This is a genomic window from Agathobaculum sp. LCP25S3_E8, assembly GCF_052117165.1.
Classification (GTDB): domain Bacteria; phylum Bacillota; class Clostridia; order Oscillospirales; family Butyricicoccaceae; genus Agathobaculum.
This window is the reverse complement of the sequence record NZ_JBQKJR010000020.1, coordinates 15,377-34,056: the sequence shown is the minus strand read 5'-3', so window position 1 is coordinate 34,056 and position 18,680 is coordinate 15,377. Positions and strand designations below refer to the sequence as shown.

Annotated in this window: 16 protein-coding genes; 11 read left to right on the top strand and 5 right to left on the bottom strand. The window is 50.4% G+C overall.

Annotation, left to right across the window (positions count from 1 at the left end; all coding sequences use genetic code 11):
• Window positions 1-68: 68 nt before the first annotated feature.
• The 4 genes from ACTQ34_RS08785 to ACTQ34_RS08770 are packed head-to-tail and all read right to left on the bottom strand — an operon-like array spanning window position 69 to window position 7,311.
• Complete coding sequence (locus tag ACTQ34_RS08785; RefSeq protein ID WP_441363466.1) at window positions 69-4,949, bottom strand: S-layer homology domain-containing protein; 4,881 nt, start codon at window positions 4,947-4,949, stop codon at window positions 69-71.
• A gap of 37 nt (window positions 4,950-4,986) precedes the next feature.
• Complete coding sequence (locus tag ACTQ34_RS08780) at window positions 4,987-5,577, bottom strand: PilZ domain-containing protein (protein ID WP_441363465.1); 591 nt, start codon at window positions 5,575-5,577, stop codon at window positions 4,987-4,989.
• Window positions 5,574-5,906, bottom strand: coding sequence for an EscU/YscU/HrcU family type III secretion system export apparatus switch protein (locus ACTQ34_RS08775; RefSeq protein WP_441363464.1), 333 nt, complete (start codon window positions 5,904-5,906; stop codon window positions 5,574-5,576). Before ACTQ34_RS08775 ends, ACTQ34_RS08780 begins: the two co-directional genes overlap by 4 nt.
• Complete coding sequence (locus ACTQ34_RS08770) at window positions 5,893-7,311, bottom strand: hypothetical protein (RefSeq protein ID WP_441363463.1); 1,419 nt, start codon at window positions 7,309-7,311, stop codon at window positions 5,893-5,895. The genes ACTQ34_RS08775 and ACTQ34_RS08770 overlap by 14 nt, the downstream gene beginning before the upstream one ends.
• Before the next feature lie 123 nt (window positions 7,312-7,434).
• Between ACTQ34_RS08770 and ACTQ34_RS08765 the strand changes: the two genes are divergently transcribed.
• The 11 genes from ACTQ34_RS08765 to ACTQ34_RS08715 all read left to right on the top strand — a co-directional run bounded on the left by ACTQ34_RS08765 (window position 7,435) and on the right by ACTQ34_RS08715 (window position 17,665).
• Window positions 7,435-9,564: a chemotaxis protein CheW gene (locus ACTQ34_RS08765; RefSeq protein ID WP_441363462.1), complete on the top strand. Its 2,130-nt coding sequence runs from the start codon at window positions 7,435-7,437 to the stop codon at window positions 9,562-9,564.
• 36 nt (window positions 9,565-9,600) lie between these two features.
• Window positions 9,601-10,086: a chemotaxis protein CheW gene (locus tag ACTQ34_RS08760; protein ID WP_441363461.1), complete on the top strand. Its 486-nt coding sequence runs from the start codon at window positions 9,601-9,603 to the stop codon at window positions 10,084-10,086.
• Window positions 10,087-10,126: 40 nt separating this feature from the next.
• On the top strand, window positions 10,127-10,936 hold the full coding sequence (locus ACTQ34_RS08755; RefSeq protein ID WP_441363460.1) for a CheR family methyltransferase: 810 nt from the start codon (window positions 10,127-10,129) through the stop codon (window positions 10,934-10,936).
• Window positions 10,937-10,949: 13 nt separating this feature from the next.
• Window positions 10,950-12,002 carry a protein-glutamate methylesterase/protein-glutamine glutaminase gene (locus tag ACTQ34_RS08750; protein WP_441363459.1) on the top strand — a complete coding sequence of 351 codons (1,053 nt, stop codon included), beginning with the start codon at window positions 10,950-10,952 and terminating at the stop codon, window positions 12,000-12,002.
• A 192-nt stretch (window positions 12,003-12,194) separates the two neighbouring features.
• The gene (locus ACTQ34_RS08745) at window positions 12,195-12,443 is read left to right on the top strand and encodes a hypothetical protein (protein ID WP_441363458.1); all 249 of its coding nucleotides are present in this window, start codon (window positions 12,195-12,197) and stop codon (window positions 12,441-12,443) included.
• Entirely contained in the window at window positions 12,443-12,907 is a 465-nt protein-coding gene (locus ACTQ34_RS08740; RefSeq protein ID WP_441363457.1) for a hypothetical protein, read from the top strand. The genes ACTQ34_RS08745 and ACTQ34_RS08740 overlap by 1 nt, the downstream gene beginning before the upstream one ends.
• Window positions 12,908-12,929: 22 nt before the next feature.
• The gene (locus ACTQ34_RS08735; protein WP_441363456.1) at window positions 12,930-15,287 is read left to right on the top strand and encodes a FlgK family flagellar hook-associated protein; all 2,358 of its coding nucleotides are present in this window, start codon (window positions 12,930-12,932) and stop codon (window positions 15,285-15,287) included.
• A 22-nt stretch (window positions 15,288-15,309) separates the two neighbouring features.
• Window positions 15,310-16,335: a hypothetical protein gene (locus ACTQ34_RS08730; protein ID WP_441363455.1), complete on the top strand. Its 1,026-nt coding sequence runs from the start codon at window positions 15,310-15,312 to the stop codon at window positions 16,333-16,335.
• A 40-nt stretch (window positions 16,336-16,375) separates the two neighbouring features.
• Window positions 16,376-16,978, top strand: a complete 603-nt coding sequence (locus ACTQ34_RS08725) for a DUF6470 family protein (protein ID WP_441363454.1) — start codon at window positions 16,376-16,378, stop codon at window positions 16,976-16,978.
• Window positions 16,979-16,991: 13 nt separating this feature from the next.
• Window positions 16,992-17,438 carry a flagellar assembly protein FliW gene (gene fliW / locus ACTQ34_RS08720; RefSeq protein ID WP_441363453.1) on the top strand — a complete coding sequence of 149 codons (447 nt, stop codon included), beginning with the start codon at window positions 16,992-16,994 and terminating at the stop codon, window positions 17,436-17,438.
• Entirely contained in the window at window positions 17,432-17,665 is a 234-nt protein-coding gene (locus ACTQ34_RS08715) for a carbon storage regulator (protein WP_441363452.1), read from the top strand. Before fliW ends, ACTQ34_RS08715 begins: the two co-directional genes overlap by 7 nt.
• Before the next feature lie 64 nt (window positions 17,666-17,729).
• Here ACTQ34_RS08715 and ACTQ34_RS08710 read toward each other — a convergent pair whose 3' ends face one another.
• Window positions 17,730-18,677, bottom strand: a complete 948-nt coding sequence (locus tag ACTQ34_RS08710; RefSeq protein WP_441363451.1) for a late competence development ComFB family protein — start codon at window positions 18,675-18,677, stop codon at window positions 17,730-17,732.
• Window positions 18,678-18,680: the final 3 nt, after the last annotated feature.

Sequence of the window (18,680 nt, the reverse complement as noted above, 5' to 3'; positions counted from 1 at the left end):
GTAAAATTAAAGCGAACAGGGAAAATGCAAAAAAAGAAGCCCGCGTGGGCTTCTTTTTTTATATGAGTTTACGAGGGGATGATTTCTGATGTCATGCCGTCACAGTCTTGCGTAGGCGCGCTGATAACAAATTGGAAGGTGGATGTTCCGTCTTCATTGACGGTTTCATTGAGGAGCAGACGGATAGGATCCAGTTTGCTGAAATAATCATTTTCGCCAAGGAAAGGATAGGAGACATCCTTATCTGCAGAATCCTGCCCATGGGGCGAAATTTCGATCATGCTGCCTGCGGGAATATTTTGGCATGTAATAGAAAGCGATTTCAAATTAGCCTTGCTGATATAGCACCAGCCTTCGCCGAGCGGATAGGCATCTGTTGTATTTCCGGGAGGATATGCTGCCTTGCTGCCATTGCTCTTGCGGACATAAAGCTTCTTGTCAAAGGTGACGGTGATAGTGCCACTGTACAGGTGAGCACTCGAACCAGTGGATGAAGGTGTACGGATGTTCTCAATGCGAGGACCAAGCGCATCTACACGCATAATGTTTTGTACAGACCGGAATACAGGATTGCCGCCTTGCTTGTTTTGAGCTGCAACAATGAAAACATAGGTATTGTTGTATTCCAATTTCTCGGAATCCAAGAAGTTTTGGAAGGGAACCCATTCAGCGCCCGCAGAGACATTCAGATTTTGACCAGACTGCGAGTTCAGATAACCGGAACCGCCACCGGTTAAGGTCTCCCAAACCTGCTGTTTGGTGTCGCTGTCGGCATTGAGGTCGAATGTGTCATCCTTCATGGCATTAAGGATTTTCATGGGTTTGCCGTTTACCGTGATCTTTTGCTCAAAAATAGAGGGATGACCGTTGGTGTTCGCGTTATAGAGTGCCCAGTACGTATCTATCAGAATGGTACCGGATGTTGCCGACGAAACCTGATACTGAACATCGTTGGTGTTTTGCGCGTTTGCCTTAAGGTTTGGCGATACTACATCCGTCGTGGAGAACTTATAGCACATTACGTTGGATGGCAGTGCGTAGGAACCCTTCAGGACAAAATAGATATAATACTTGGAGTTCGCCTTCAGATTTTCTATCTGAATGGTCGCCGTGCCGGCGCCGGAATACGTTGCTTTACCGGTGCGATAACCAGCGTCGTTGGTGAACTGAGATGGGTTCATAATCTGGCTGGCATTAGGGCTGGTAATGTTCATGTTACGTGGGCCGGATGGGAGAACATTTGGCGCATCTGTGTCATTGAGCTTACCCAGATTCAAGATGCCGGAGCTTTGGGGAGGTGTGGTGTCCCAAGGTTTTCCGTATTCCTTATCGATAATTGTGTTACCATCCTTCGGCGGCAGATTGGTTTCCGGTGCCACAACATAATAGACGTCGCCTGCGCGGTCAAGCTGATAGCTTATCGTCGTGAGGGAGTCACCCGGCGAAATGCGCGGATATGCCTGGTTGAAATTCGGCGCGCTCTGGTTGGAACGGACGATTTCAATGCTGAAATTGGAGGGATTGCCGATGGAGGATACAGTTTTATCGGTGATTACACGCTGCTGCCAAATGGATTCAGTCACATCGCCCTGTACCAGATTGCGCAGATTGCTCGGAGAACCGGCAACGCAGAATAGATATAGGTTGACTGTTGCATCCCATTTATCTTTTTCAGTGATTTCATTGATGGAGGTCAACTCAATTGCATAGTCGTAGCCGGTTGTCAGGCTTTGCAGGACGGGATAATCTTCAGGTTCTGTCCATCCGGCAATATCCTTGTTGTAGCTTCTGCCGGACCATTTTTCGGTAGGGGGATTAACAATGGAAATAGGATCGGTCAGGTTGACCTTTTTCCATTTGACGCTATCATCCGTCGTATGCTCTCGTTGATACAGATTGAAAGAAATTGTGGTATCCGATGCAATAATTACGTCGTAGCGAGTATTATCCGACGCGTTAGCAGTACTGTTGGCATAAGGGATCATGGAGAACGTGGTGTCTACTGAAACAGGAGAACCATCTGCAGAGCCGTCATCCTCTGTAATGGTGACAGTCTCGAGTTCATTGAAATCCACTTGTGCATCCATGATGCGGAATTCGTCAGACTTGGTATCCCGACCCATATTGTTGTTGGAAGAGTCGGTGAAAAAGTTAAGAACAAACTGATACCGCGTGCCGCTGAGCAGATTGAGTGCTGCGTTATGGAACGTAACCTCGGTCTGGCCGTCTTCGTTAAGGGAAACGGTCATATTCTCTTTGCCGGTGGGAGAGCCAAGATCCAGTGACACCTTCTTATTCGGGTCTGTGATGTCCAAATTGTTGAGGGTGAACATTCCGTCGATAACCGTTGACCACGTAACGGTTTCTCCATCCTTGCTCCCGGCAACATCAAACGTATCCTTGTCGGATTCATACATCTCCACCAGCGACAGCTTGGTTTGCGTGCTGTAGATATCTTCGCTGAACACGAGCGTGATGTCGGTATCCGCGAGCGGAATTCCTTCGTCGTTGGCCTCAGAAAAACGCAATTCTACCAGTTTTGGTGCGTTGGTATCCAATGTCTTGGCATTTTCCAAAACCTTGATGGCAGACAGGTTGCCGGAATTGTCCTCGGCGACAAAATAAATGTCGTAAGCGGTTTCCGCCTCCAGGCCGGACATATTGAACGAAGCGGCAGTATTTTCCTTGGCGTTGAAGGAACCACTCTTAAGCGCATACATGCCACCCTTGATTTGCAGCTTCTGGTCAAGTTCTCTGGCAGTATCATCATCCAGTGCGGCGTTTTCGACCGGATAGTCCGTACCGTGCTTGACGATTGCCCAGTAGACCTTACCATCCTCATTGATGGCTGCTTCACCGGTCAGCGCAGTTTTGTCGATCTTGCTGATGCGCGGATAATTGTTAAGGAATTCCGGAGGGGTGCGATCAGCAGTGGTGATCGAAACCTTTTTCACAGACGAGTCGTTGATGCTGTCGGTCAAGAAGAAGTAAGCATCGTAATCCGTTAGTTCAGCAAGCGCATTCTTGGCAGTTTCGATCACATCGCCCATGCGGATGCTGTCCTCTTCGCTGCGGATCATCTTGCGGCTGCCGGAATCAATCGCACCGCTCAGTGAACCGTCCTTGAAGTCGTTTGCGGTGGGGGCGGGCATACCTTTTTTGTAGATCGCCCAGTAAAGAGTACAAGTTTTAGTGGTTGCCACATCAAAGTCAACATAAGTATCCTCGATGGTGGTTGCCTTCGGATAACCGGAAGCAAAATCAGGCTTACTGTTGTCAGGAGTGGTGAAGTAGACACTCTTGACGAGACTCTGGTCGCCGCGGCTGTCTACCAGTACAGCGGATAGAACATAGGAAGTGTCAATTGTTAAGCCGTTAATTGCCTGAGAAAGTACTTCGTTTGCATCCTTCACAGCAAGATTACCGTTTTTAACAATGTTGGCACCATAAGTAGGCGGTTTGATTAGATCGCTGGCAGCCATCGGACCGTCGCCGCTCAGGCGAACTGCCCAGTAAATGGTGCCGGGCTTGTTGGTCGTGAAAGAGGTTTCGGCCTGTGTCGGTGCAATGTCATCCATACGCGGATAGCCGCTCAAAATGCGGGGGAAATCAGAAATCTGATCCGCCAATGTGCTGTCCATTGTCATGCCGTTAATGTCGGCGGTGATACCGGGACGGATGTTGATATCATCCGGCAGCATTTCCACCTTGCAGCCCGGTGCGTTGACATTCAGGGTGCCGATGTCGCCCTTGCCGGTCACAGTTGCTCCGGTATCCAGATTCAGCTCTTCTACCACCGCGCCCTGTGCAATCGTTACGGTGGAGTCGACTGCGTTTTCATCAACGGTCATTTTTTCCACCGTGCCGCTGCCGACGTTGATTTCGGATTCCGGTGCCACAGTGACAACTTCATGGATATTGCCGGCCAAATCGAGCCGCGTGCCGGATTCGCCGTCGACCTCGATATATTGGAAACCGTGCCGTCCGGTAGATTTGCCTTCCAGATAGGTGTCGGTGCGGACATATACTTTGTCAATATCAGTATTGCCAACCGTGCGGATAGTGACATACTGGTTGGAGGGACTGTCGACAATCATTTCCGGGGCAGTGCAGTTTTTCAGAATGATACTGCAATCGCCCTTGTTGCTTTCGCCAGCACCGCTGGCGATGATTTTGCCGTATACAGTCACGTTATTAAGCGTGACATATCCCAGCCCGACGCCGCCAGTGATATACAGGTCGCCGGTAACGGTCATGTTTTCAAGCGTGACACCCGAGCAGGAGACCATCAGGTTGCCTGCAACGCTGGTTGAGTAGGTGCCGGGATCCTGAATGGGCGTGCCGATCACACGAACCAGCATGATGGCAACCTCGCCGCGGGTGATATTGTCGAGGGGACGGAATTTTCCGTCCGGATCGCCGCGCAGAATGCCTTCATCCGCAGCAGCCTTGATGTAGCCGCGGCTCCAACTGCTGGCCAGGCGGCTGTCGGTAAACGACAGGTTCTCGCCGGAAACGGGTTGCAGCATCAAGTTGCGGCACAACATCGTAGCCGCTTCTTCGCGCGTCAGTGTTGCGTTAGGAGAAGCGGTCGATTTGGAGGTGCCTTGAAAATAGCCGGCGGTATACGCTGCGCTGATATCGTCATAATACCAGTCACGGGTTACTACGTCGCGGAACGGCTGCGCACCGGTTTTGGTATAACCAAAAGTTCGGTTGAGCATGGTGACAAATTCTGCGCGCGTGATGGAGCGATTCGGCTCCAGATTACCGTACTGGTCGCCGCGCATGATATCCCACGACACCAGCCGGTCCAGATAATAGTTGGATTCCGCGGCCTGTGCAGTTGGGGTAAAAACTGGTAAAAAGCCCAGCAGCATGCATAGGCAGAGTAGAAACGCACATGCGCGTTTCCGAATAGGGAAAAACGTTTTTTTGAAGTGCATCATTCTTTACAACACCTTTTCTTTTGGATTCGCGGTAGGCCTACGCAGTGTGATGGTGCAGGTCATATTCAAAAATACTTTCTTGAACCATTGCTTCCTCCTGGGGCAGCAGATCGATGAACTGGCAGGAGTACAGGTTCTTCTCTTTGGAAAGGACGCGAAGGATTTCGAGCCGGACAATGATGGGAGGCTCGGTGCAGGGCAGGGCAATTTCATACTTCGCACCGGTCTTGAGCGGGGTGACGCAATACAGAGCAATGCCGCCGCAGCTGATATCCTTGCTGATAATCGGAAGACGGGTGCCGTGGCCGTGTAGCGGATATATGTAGGTGCGAAATGCCATGGGGATACGCAAATGCCTACGCAGACGGGAGTCAATTCGCTCCTCCGCGATAAAGTCCAGAACATCGCCGCGAATTTGCTGAATCCTGCCGCGCCAGGCCATGAATTCGGTGGAATTGACGCTCAGTACATTAAAAGACGAGAGCGCCTGCAAATCGCAGTTCGGGGCATAAATCAGACGGAATGACTTGATTTGGCCTTGTTGCCCGAGCAGAACAGCACTGGCAAGCGTTTGGTGATTATCGTCCAGAAAAACGAACTTTTCGTTTTCGGCTCCTCTTCGGTTCATGTTTCAGTCGCCTCCTTGCTAGGTACCGCGGCATCCTTGGAAACCGGAACACGCGGCTTTTGCGGGTTGTTAGGGTCAAAATGCAGGAAATATACATAAATATCCACGATGAACCGATATAATGATTCCGGGATTTCCTGACCGAGCTGCAATTGGGAAAGCATCGTGGCCAGCGAGGTGTCCTCGTAAACCGGGACACCGTTCTCCGCGGCAACCTCAACGATTTTTTCTGCGAGATAGCCCATACCGGAGGCGACCACAACGGGGGCCGGCGAGCCGTTTTCATATTGCAGGGCTACTGCCTTGCGACTGCCATCATATTGCGACATTGATGCTGTCCTTCCTTTCAAATATTTTGGGGAATACCTCGGAAATAGCGAGCGGCCGTGCCATGGGAGCGGCGCGCATGGTGGCTGCCTTCAGTCCATCCTGCTCGGCCAGCGCCGCCATTTTCTGTTCAAACTGCTCGGTGAACTTCTCCAAATGCGGCGGGCAGTGCAAAGAGGCATCCACGGTGCCGTCATGATAGGTCAGCACCAGATCGAACATGCCCAGTTCCTGTATATCGAACTTGAGCAGCATGCGCATGGATTTTTCCTGCGAGAACGAACCGTTTTCATTTTCTGCGTTTGGATCGACCCACAATTCGGAAAACATCATTCTGCCGTCCATCTCCACCGGCAGCATGGCGTGCGCCAGCGGCATATATACGCTCTGATTGACCAGAATAGAATCAACGAGCGCTTGGAAGGTTTGCCGAAGATCTGCATTACCTTCGCTGCGCAGGGCGGCGGCAGACATCTGTGAAAGATGGTCGGCAATCGGATTGTTGGTGTTATTGATTGAGGCTGCGCTTTCCTGCAGCAGACGAATCAACTGCTTGCTGTCCATCTGTCCGAAATGCTCCTTCATGGAGGAATAGCCGAGCAGCTGATAGAAAGATTGCAGCATGGACTGCGGGTTGCCGTTTTCGTAGCGGGCAATGTCGAGAATCAGCATACTCAACAGGCTGCGGGCGATGCCGCGGTCATGCATTTGAGAAACATAGTCCGAAAGGAAAGGGAGAACGGTGCCCTGCATGAGTTGCAGTACACCGCCCCGGTCGCCCTTAGCGAGCAGCTGCTCGAGCTGAGTGGCGTGGCCTTCGAGCGTGCTGCTGAAGCGGCTCGGCATAAACCATGTCATTTGCCGAATAGTGCGCTGTAAATTACGCTCGATATGGGAGGTGGAAGAAAAGTCGTTAAACCGCTTGAGAAACTGCAAAATATCAGTTTTCAAGCCGGCAGAGGGGTTGTGCTGCAAAACATCCCGCAGCGCATCGAACAACTTGCCGCTGAAGCGCGCGCCGGAGGACATCTGGTTTTGCAGCAGAGCGAGCAGCTCTTCCGGTCCGACGCTGAGCATCTGCATAAACTGGGAAAGCTCCTGCGCAATGCCTTGGGAAAGTCCGGAGAGCACCAGCGTACCCGAATGGGCGATAAGGAAACGCGCAGCGGTTTCGGTAATCGATCCGGAGGAACGCAGCGCCTGCAGAAACGTTTGAAAATAGGAGTCGTAACGGCGTCCGACATCCATATTGGCCGTATCCTGGCGGTCCGATCGGGCATCCGCTCGCCCGACGCGCGTCGGGTCCGGAATGTTCTGAATTTGTGTGTCGTTTGGCGTGATGGGGGACCGGTATGTATTGCCTTCCTGCCCCGGAACGGGATTGGTCACGCTTGTAATGTTTGGCATAGTAAGGCTCCATTTCCATAGAAATTTCTGTAATGTTTTGCATGCTGCCTTAATTCCTGCCGCATTTGGTCGAATTTATAATAAACACGGTTATTCAAAATTCAGAAAGGCGGCGTTCATTTTATGGAAAATAACAGCGATAGCGTTCTGGAAATGTACTTGTATGAAACAAATACACTGCTGGAACAGCTTGATAATATTATGTTGTCGGCCGAACAGGCGGACACGCTTTCGGAAGATGATGTAAATGAAATCTTTCGTATCATGCATACCCTAAAGGGTTCTGCGGCAATGATGGAATTTGAACCTCTGATGACAATTGCGCATCGAATTGAGGATCTGTTCTATTTGATTCGTGAAAAAACGATGGAGGTTGTTCCGGAACAGGATCGGCCGCAGCTGTTTGACCTGTTATTCAAGTCGATTGATTACTTCCGCAGTGAAGTAAGCAAGATCGAGAACGGAGAACCTCTTTCTAACAATATCGACAATTTCCTAAATACAATTAATATGTTCATCGACAAAATTAACGGAGAGGCAGCTGAAGCACAGGCACAGACACAGGCACAGCCTGCGCAGGCCGCACCTGCGGCGGAAACCAGCCATGCGGACGCCGATCATCGGTATTCCCTGCGTGTGTTCCTGGATGAAGGCTGCGGGATGGAAAACCTGCGCGCTTTTATGGCGGTCAGCGATGTAAAAGACCAGTGCATGCAGGAGTTTACCTATGAACCGGAAAACCTGGAAAACGATCCTTCTCTGTCGGAATCTATCGCTGAGAATGGCTTTGTGATGCATTTCAGCTCGGACAATGATCGCAAACAGGCGATTCAGGTTGTGAGCGGCTTGGGCTTTGTCAAGAACTTTCAGGAAATCGATGAGGAACCCGTGGCGCAGCCTGCGGCGCCGGCAGAACCGGCAAGTGAGCCGGCCAAGGCTGCGGAGCCTGCGAAGCATGAAGCTGCTCCGGCGCCGAAAAAGAAAGCGGAGCCGGCGGCAGAGAGCACCAAGACGGAAACAAGCAACGCACAGAATCAGGCCCATCATCAGATTAAGCAGAGCCTTATCAGCGTCAACCTGTCCAAGCTCGACCAACTGATGGCAGTGGTGGGGGAAATTGTTATCACGGAGGCTATGGTAACTGCGTCGCCCGATCTCAAGGGGATCGACGCTGCCAAGCTGGATAATTTTAATAAATCCGCCCGGCAGCTGCGCAAGCTGACCGACGAATTGCAGGATATCTCGATGTCGCTGCGCATGGTGCCGGTTTCCGGTACGTTCCAGAAAATGCGCCGTATTGTCCGTGATATGGGTCAGAAGCTGGGCCGCCGCGCGAAGCTGACCATCATCGGCGAGGATACGGAAATTGACAAGACGATTGTGGACGCAATCAGCGATCCTATTATGCACATCGTTCGTAACTCCATGGATCACGGTATTGAGCCGGATGAGCAGATGCGCATTGCAGCGGGCAAAAATCCGGAGGGTGAAATCATCCTGTCCGCGCAGAATACGGGCAGTGAGGTTATCATCCGGATTGAGGATGACGGTGAAGGCGTGGACAGCGATGCGGTTTTGCGCAAAGCTATCAGGCAGGGCCTTGCAAATCCGGATACGGATTACAGCCAGCGTGAGATTATGAATTTCCTGATGATGCCCGGCTTTTCCACTAATACGGAGGTTACGGAATTTTCCGGCCGCGGCGTTGGTATGGACGTGGTGAAAAAGAACATTGAGTCTGTCGGCGGTATTGTGCTGATGACCAGCGAGTTTGGCAAGGGCACCTGCACGACGCTTAAAATCCCGCTGACTACGGCGATTATGGACGGTATGGAGGTTTCGGTTGGCGATTCTATCTTTACCATCCCGCTGCAGAACATCCGCCAGTCCTTTAATGCGTCCGAGGCGGAAATTATTCACGACGCAATGCAGGGCGAAATGATCAGCAAGATGGATAATTTCTATCCGGTCGTGCGTCTGCATGAGCTGTATGGGCTGCAGCCGAAAGCAAGCAAAACGGACGACGGAATTTTCGTGTGGGTGGAAACCAGCGAAAACTCCTACTGCCTGTTTGTCGATGAACTGCTTGGCGAGCAGCAGGTGGTCATCAAGCCGCTGCCGACGTATCTGAACAGCTTTGGAATTAAAGAAGCGGGTATTGTCGGCTGCACGATTTTGGGAGACGGCAATATCAGCCTGATTTTGGATGTTGCCAGCCTGCTTACATCAAATACCGGTTTTGCGGGTTATTGATCGTCAAACGCGCGCCGGAGAAGGAGTGAATCAAACATGTCTGATGAAAATATGCTGTTTGCCACAGAAGAGGAGCAGGCGGCTGAGCTGGATAAGAAAGAGTTAACCGAAGTTGCAACCAAAAAATATCTGACCTTTCAGACCGATAACCTGATGTTCGGTATTGAAGCGGAAAGCGTCATTGAGATCATCACCAATTATCCCATTACCAAAATTCCTATGGTGCCGGATTATGTGCGTGGTATTATTAACTTGCGCGGACAGACTATCCCGCTGATTGATATGCGCCTGCGCCTGAGCCTTATGCCGGTTGATACAGATTGCATCATTGTTTTGAATGTCAACGAGATGCAAATCGGCATCTTGGTGGATACAGTCAATCAAATTATCGATATACCGGTAGAAACCATTCTGACGATGCCGGCGCACAATGCGCAGAAGTACGTGTCGGGCATGTGCGCAATGCCGGATGGGTCGGGCACTATGCTGGTTCTGGATTGTCCGCTGCTGCTGCAAAGCTGAAAACGGTTTTGCGAAATACATGCAAAAGGGGTGTTGAGATATGATGCAGTTATCTGATTCGGATTTCCACCGGATGGTTCGCTTTATGCAGGACAATTACGGGATCAACCTGAAACAGAAACGATTGCTCATCAACAGCCGGCTATCCGCTTCCTTGCAAGCGCAGGGCTATACCAGTTTCAAGGAGTTTGTAGACGATCTGCTCAACAAAAAGGATAAGGAGCAGATAGAATTTGTGCTGAACAAATTGACAACAAATTATACTTACTTCATGCGTGAAAAGGATCACTATGATTTCTTTATGAAAGTGATCCTGCCGGATATTACTAAGCGCAACGAGCGCAAAAAGGTGCTTTCGATTTGGAGTGCCGGTTGTTCGACGGGCGAAGAGCCATATAATATATCCATGTGTCTCAAGGAGTACTTCGGCACGAAGGCTGCGGCATGGGATACCCGTGTATTGGCTACGGATATTTCACAGAGGGCCTTGGCGGAAGCGCGGGATCCTTCTTATGAGCTCCCGGCAGATATTCCGCCCGAATGGCGCAGGAAGTACTTTATCAGGCGGCAAGATGGCAGCGGGCTTTATACGGTAACGCCGGAGATTCGTAAGAATGTAATTTTCCGGACCTTTAATTTGATGGATCCAATCCGTTTTAAACTTAAGTTCGATGTGATTTTCTGCCGGAATGTTATGATCTATTTTGACCAGCCGACAAAGGATGCTTTGATACAGCGGTTTTATGATGCGAGCAATCCAGGCGGTTACCTGCTGATTGGCCATTCGGAGAATATCAGCAAGGACAGCCCGTATCGCATTCTGCGTCCGGCAACGTTCCAAAAGGCTTGAAAGGATGGGAACAATGGGATTTGACACGAAGAAAATTCGTGTGATGATTGTAGATGATTCAATGCTTGCGCGTCGTATCATCCAGAATGGCCTGTCTCGATATCCCAATATTGAAGTGGTAGGGGAGGCGTTCAACGCAATGGACGCCCGCAAAAAGCTCCCTATCCTCAATCCGGATGTTATGACGCTGGATGTAGAAATGCCGGGGATGAACGGCATTGATTTTGTCAAGGAAATCTTGCCGATTCATCCAATTCCGATTATTCTGGTTTCGTCTTTGAATCTGCGTGTTTTTGATGCAATGGCAGTTGGTGCGGTGGATTTTGTGCGAAAGCCGGATGGAACTGAAGGAAACGACCGGTTTATCGAAGCGCTGGCCAATAAAATCGTTGTCGCTTCGTGTGCGCGGGTGCGCCGTCCGCCGCTGAGGCCGGTTGCATCCAACAATCGGATTACGTCTCTGCCGCTTAAAATGGGCGTAGCGCCTACCGATGTGATTATCGGTTTGGGAGCGTCGACCGGCGGAACTGAGGCAACTCTGGAGGTGCTGCGCCGCCTGCCTGCAAATATTCCGGGCATGGTGATTGTGCAGCATATGCCACCTGGATTTACGCAGATGTATGCGGAGCGGCTGGACCGTATCTGCCAGATGAAAGTGAAGGAAGCGGAGAACGGGGATGAAATCGTGCGGGGGCAGGTGTTGATTGCTCCGGGCGATAAGCAGATGCGCGTGGTGCGCAACGGCACCAGATATACGGTTTCCTGTATGCCGGGGGAAAAGGTAAGCGGACATTGTCCGTCGGTAGACGCGCTGTTTCTGTCAATGGCGCAGAATGTTCGATGCCGCATGGTGGGTATCATTATGACCGGAATGGGCAGTGACGGTGCCAAGGGTCTGTTGGAAATGCGTAAGAAGGGTGCCTATACGATAGGGCAGGATAAGGATTCCTGTGTGGTTTACGGCATGCCGATGGTTGCGCACAATATCGGTGCGGTAATGCAGCAGGCATCATGCGAAAATATCGCCGGTGTACTGGTAAGACATTTGAGTGGTTCGCATCTCTGAGTCAATCTCATAAAATAAAAAAATAGGCGTTAAACAAAAAATGTAGTTTAACGCTTATTTTTTTTTGTTTCTTTCCGATAAAATAAATATCTGTAGCAACAAAAGCTATGTGGTAGTATTGAGGAACAGAGGAGTTGACCGATGATGATGGTTTCGAAAACAGGAGGAATGACCCCTCTCCAGAGGCCACACATGCAAATGGAAAGTGTGGAGGGGCAGTGCCGCTCTTCCGGACAATATGACAGTGTGGAGTTGAAAGCCACACACTATTCTCAGGATCAGCGTTTTTCCATGGAGCTGTCCAGCCACCTCGCGCAGGAGGTGCGGACGCAACAATCCGAAGAAGTGCCGCAGGTTCGGCAGCAGGTTTTAAATGGTGATTATAAAATCAACATTGACAGTCTGGCGGCACAGATTATGTTGCTGGGAGGTGTGTGCTGATGGCGGGCAGCTTTCAGGATATGTTAAAGCTGATTCGTGACCTCACACGCACACTGGAGGATTTGACGAATACGCAGAAGGCGGTTGCAGCTGCTGTGCGGACGGATGATTTGGAAAAGCTGGGCGAGTGCATGAAGCAGGAGCAGGCGCTGTCTCTGGCGCTGCGAAATGCGGATCAGCGCAGAATCAAGCTGCAGGCGGAGCTTGGATTGGAAAACATCCGGCTGGCGCAGTTGCCGGAGCATGTGCCGGATGAGGCAATGCGTCAGGAGATCAAAGCCGCTGGAGAAGCGCTGACCACACAGTACCGCGTTCTGCAAAGTGCGGCTGAAGTGGCACGTTCCGCTTTGGAATGCAGCTTGCACGAAGTAGAAGGTATGATGACAAATCTGGGATTTGATCCGGTGCAGACGAAGGAGCAGACGGCTTCTGTCAGCGGTGCACACACGGATTTCCACGTATGACTGAAGAGGAGGTACCGCCGATATGGCGACTTTTGGTGAGTTTACAGTAGCGCGTCTCGGTATGATCGCCAGTCAGATGGCGCTCAACGTGACCGGACAGAATATTTCCAATATCAATACGCCGGGATACACCCGTCAGCAGCTCGATCAGTACAGCTTCATTACGAATAGTGGAGGATTGTACCATTCCAGCAGTTCGGCTTCGGTTGGTTCGGGCGTAATGCTCGCGGGCGTATCGCAGTTACGTGACCCGTATCTGGATATCCGCTTCCGCAAAGAGATGTCGAGCGTCGGTTCGACCGATGCCACGCTCAATGTGCTCGATCAGCTGCAAAGCGTCATCAACAATGTTGATAAAGAGGGCATTGTTACCCAGTTGCAGGACCTGTTGGGCAATATCAGCGAGTTGGGCAGTCATGTGGGCGAACAGGAATTTGAAACGCTGATGCGTGAATCTGCACAGGATCTGTGTACACTGCTTAATACGAGTGCATCCAAGTTGCAGCAGGTTTATGATAACATCCTGCAGCAGTATAATGAGGATATTCAAGACACGAATAATGTGCTCCAAAAGATTCAAGAGCTGAATCAGCAGATTCGTATTGCGGATATCAACGGTGATGCTGCGCTTGAGCTGCGGGACCAGCGCAATACGCTGATCGACACGCTTTCCGAGTCTATGAAGATAGACGTCACCTATAGTAAGGAAGATGTCGGCGCGGGCGTTGAAGTGGAAAAGCTGACCATCAAAATGGTGAATGCACAGACCGGCAAGCCGGGACAGACGTTGATTGACGGCATTGACCGTGCGGATATAAGCTTGGTCGATGGCGATGCGAATATGTTCTTGAATATCAGCGAGCTGCATGATCCGGATGGCATCCAGACCTCTAACACTTCCTCTCGTTTTACGCTTAGCGGATTAAACTTTGATAAAACGCTGGCCGCAGACTACAAGCAAACAATCACGGTCAATTATGCGGATGCAGCGGGAAATAAAAATTCTATTGACGTTACGTTTGATGTGACCGCGCCGCTCGATCCGAACGATCCGGATGAGGTGAAAGCGGCTCGGGAAGCAACCGTTCAAAGTCTACGGGATGCTTTAGCGAATGATCCAACGCTAAAAGATCGGTTCACAGTAGTGACAACCAATTCCGGTGTCAGCTTGGTGTCTCAGCAGCAAGGCAAGGATGCACTTAATATAACAAGTATGGAACTGGCTGCTGGCGCGCAGGTTTCATTCGGCGGTCAGAAGGCAACGCCAGCTGTGCTGAGTAACGAAGGTGCAGTAACAAATGGAATGGGATACGGCGCACTTGAATCAACCCGTCAGATGCTGGTCGGATCCGGTGAATTCAGCACGGATGCTGCTTACAACAATATCCGTGGTATTCCATATTATATGCGGTCGTTGGACATGCTGGCCAATAAAATTGCTACCGAGATGAACCGAATCAATACGACAAACGCGAATGGAGAGTCACTTGCCGACTTAGGCATTAAGGGGGCCGGAAACCTGTTTGTGGCGGACGGTGATGACCCGGATAACCCGACGCAGCTGATTACTGCATCCAATATCTCGATATCCAAGAAGTGGCAGACCGGCGAGACGACGGTTGTGCCTTCTACTAAGCCGGATGCGGTCAGCTCGGAAAATGATAATATCAACCGATTCTATAATATTTTGAATGAAGCGTATAATTATCAGGCAACTGATATTGTTCGGCAAGACGAAACGCCGTTTACCAGCGGAAAGTTAGAGCAAACGGGTACACAGGGGCAGGACCTGAAGGCGCAGATCACCTATATTGACAGCATGAATCAGAAGCATACCGTGACCGTTGATTTTCAATCCGGCGCGGATGCAGATGCGACGCTGGCAAATTTGCAAGCAGCAATTGCAGGTAAACAGGAGTTGTCGCAGTTTGATGATATTGAGGTCAAAGATGGAACCATTACATTGAAGGCCAATGACGGCAAAATTGATGATGGTGTATTGTGCAGTCTGGTTACTGACATCCAAATTACAGATGATCAGGGTGCGGCGACAGATGATTTCAAAATGGGTGCTGGCAAGATTGGCGGCGCGGTTGCATCCTCGAATATCTATCAGGGAAATCTGGAGAGTTGCTACTCAAACATGGAAGGCGTGTTGGGTTCGCATATCAACACGACCTCCACGATCTACGAAACCTACGCAACAGCGGCCGATGAAATTAATACCAGCCGGGACAGCGTATCGGGTGTGGATCTGAATGATGAGGGTATCAACCTCCTGCAATATCAAAAATCGTTCGCAGCTGCCTGCCGACTAATGACCGCGCTGGATGAAGCGATGGATAAGGTCATCAACGGTATGGGCGTTGTCGGACGCTAACAGAAAGGAGTAGTGGGAAAAAATGATGCGTGTTACCACAAATGGTACGCTGCGTACCTACCGCGGACATTTGGCGCGTGCAACACTCAATCAGTATCAGTCGATGAATACTGTTCTGACTCAACGGCGGTTTACTTCTTATGCGGATTCGCCGTCTTTGGCAACGCAGTCTTTCCGCTTGCATTCGGCATATGCCCGCAATACTGCGCAGCAGAGTATGAGCGAGGAGATGATTAGCAAATTTGAGGCCGCAGGCAGCAGTCTGCAGCAGCTTCAAAATCAGTATCGGGATGCACTGGATGCGGCTGAGCAGGGGCAGGACGACAGCAAAGCGGGCGCACGTGTGCAATTAGGTGAAACGCTTAAGGGCATTGCAGAGGGCATGGTACAAACGCTTAATGCGCAGTATGGTGAAAAGTTTATCTTCGCGGGTGCAGACGGTGATAATGCTCCGTTTGAACTTAAGGACGGTAAGTTATTATTCCGTGGCTTGGATGTAAACGATCCGGCGAATGAAGCGGCTTTTAAGGAAATGGCGAACGAGACTGCATATGTGGACATTGGTCTTGGCATGCAGTTGGATGAAAACGAGCAAGTGGTACCGTCGACAGCGTTCAATTCTGCGATTTCCGGCATTGGTTTGCTGGGATACGGTACGACAGATGGCACGGCGGATGGCATCCCCAAAAATATGATCAGCACAATCGCAGAGTTGGGTGAGATTTACTCCCGTGCAGATTCGGAGACCGGTTATCTGAATCCGGCAGATTCAGAGCGTGCTGATGCGTTGTTTGATAATTTGCAGGAGTCAAACTCCGACTTCCGCGCCAACTGGACTAAGATGGACACACAGGCACAGTTCCTTAAGTCTAATGATACGCGTCTGACTTCGACAGGTGATACGCTGCAAACGCAGTATGAGGGCTTGGATCGCGTGGATTTGGCTGATGCGCTGACTACATTCGCGTATGCTCAATATAGTTACAATGCGGCACTTCGTGTGGGAAATGATATTTTGTCGCAATCTTTTATCGATTATATGAGTTAATATAATTTGGTGAAAATAAAAGGGAAAGAGTGATGGGTGGATGGAACGACTGATAGAGATTAAAACGGTTCCAATAGAACTGGAGATGAAGGTTAACCATGCGCGGTTGGACTACAAGCGTTCAACGGTTGACTTGGAGATTTCAAGAAATCAGGGAGGCTTGCAGATACGAAGCAAGCCGATCAAAGTGAATATTGATACGTTTGAAGCGCGCAATTCGGTGTCGCCGACTGCGATGCGAAGCATTGAGCAGGCTGCGCAGCGCGGCCAGCAAAAGGTTTATGATACCACTGCTACATATGCGCGTCGAGGTGATTTATTGTTGGAAGCAAAAATCGGAGAGCAGTTGATTTCCCAGTTTGCGATGGAGTCGCAACAGGTCAACACTGATTTTGCGATGAAATGGCTTCCCACCACTGGACCGGATATTTCATGGGATGGCGGGGAGCTCAGCATCCGGTATGAGATGGATAAACTTAATTTTGATTGGCGAATGGATAATGGTAATGTGGAATTCATTCCGGGCAATATTGAGTTTACTGTTATGCAGCAGCCGGATGTCATTATCAAATATATTGGTGGGCCGGTCTATGTTCCACCGTCTGCGGATCCGGACTATGTGCCGTTAGACGAACAGGCTTAATAAGGAGCAAAGTATGAAAATACAAACCAAATATTTTGGTGAGTTGAATATTGACGATAGCACAACGCTTCGCTTTTCGGATGGCTTGTTTGGGTTTGAACAGGAAAAGGAATTTGTCCTCCTCTCTTTTTCGGAAGAGGAGGACTTCCTGCTCTGCCTGCAAAGTGTAAAAACGCCTTTTTTGGCATTTACATTGCTCAATCCCTTTATGGTAATGCCGGAATACCGTCCCGTGCTGTTGCAGGAGGATCTGCAGCAGCTGGGCGTTGATAAAAGCGAGGATTTGTGCTATTACGTGCTGTGCAGAGTAGAAAACCCAGTTTCTAAGAGTACGGTCAATCTGCGTTGTCCGGTTGTGTTGAACGACCAGACTCGTCAGGCACGGCAGGTGATTCTGGACGAGTATGAGATGCGGTGCCCACTTTCATCGCTGGGAAAGAAGGATGACGGAGCATGCTGATCCTGCAACGAAAAGAAGGCCAGTCGCTTACGATTGGAGATCGGATTGTAGTCACGGTTCAGGAAATCGGTCAGGGGCGTGTGCGTTTGTCGGTGGATGCGCCGCGTGATATTGCGGTGCTTCGGACAGAATTGGTGGAAGCGCAGCGGGAGAACCGATCGGCCGCTCAGGAGAAGGAATCCCCGATGCAGCTGCTGCAAATGCTTCGCAAGGAAAACGAAAAGTAATGCCGGTATTCTGGTGTGGACAGAAATAAAAAATCCTGCGTCACAAGACGCAGGATTTTTGATTTTAATGATGCGGATGTTCGTTAACAATAACGCAAGCGCGCATCATCTGAACGGATAATTCCTTTTCGTATCGTGCTGCATAAACGCTCATATAAGCAGCTCGCTTGGATTTTTCGAGTACCACATATTTAGAAGGGAGGTTGGTCAATGCAAGCGCTTTCATATCGACAATACAGCGCTGACAACGGCATTGCAGCATATTTTCGATATAATACAGCGAAGTTTCTTCAACCAGCTCTTGCAGGACATTGGTGTATTCAACATTTTGTTCTCCGGCGGGGGTGTAAATTTCCTCGGCTGGCTTCTGAGGTTGCGGTACTTTAATGGCGGTCCGATCCGGTTCTGACGATTTGGCAGAAGGCGCGGTCTCTTCTGGTTGCGGTGCTTCTGACGACACCTGTTCGGTTTCCGGTTCTGTGGCTGGTTCTATCGTAGTTTCCTGTTCCGGAACGGATAGCTCTACGGTTTCCGGATCATTTATGTCCTCATCCGCTGCCGAATCTTGCGGCTCGCTAGTGGGGGACGGATCGGTCGATTGTGCGGGCGTTTCCGCTTCACTTAGGGCCTGCAGCAGCCCTAATTTAATGTCATCTGAAAGCTGCTGCTCTTTTTCCCGTACAGTTTGTACGATGGGAACTACAGGCTGCGGCATGGGGGCGGAAGTGGCTTGCGGCTGCGGTTGTTCTGATGCGGTCGTTTCCGAAGCCGGCGAAGGTTCTTCCGGGACAGGTGCGGCAGGTGTCGATTGGGATGTTGCAGCTTTGGAGGTATTCTTGGTTTTTTTTGCGCCGGAACGAGCTTTTTCCTTAGGGGCTGCCGCTGGCGTTGCTTGCGTTTCCGCAGATGCGGCTGGGACGGTCGACTGTTCGGCTTCGACTGGTGTAGCGTCGCTGGGGGTTGCTATCAAGTTCAGCACGCGTGCGGTTTTGTTACTGCGTTTTGATGCCATCTT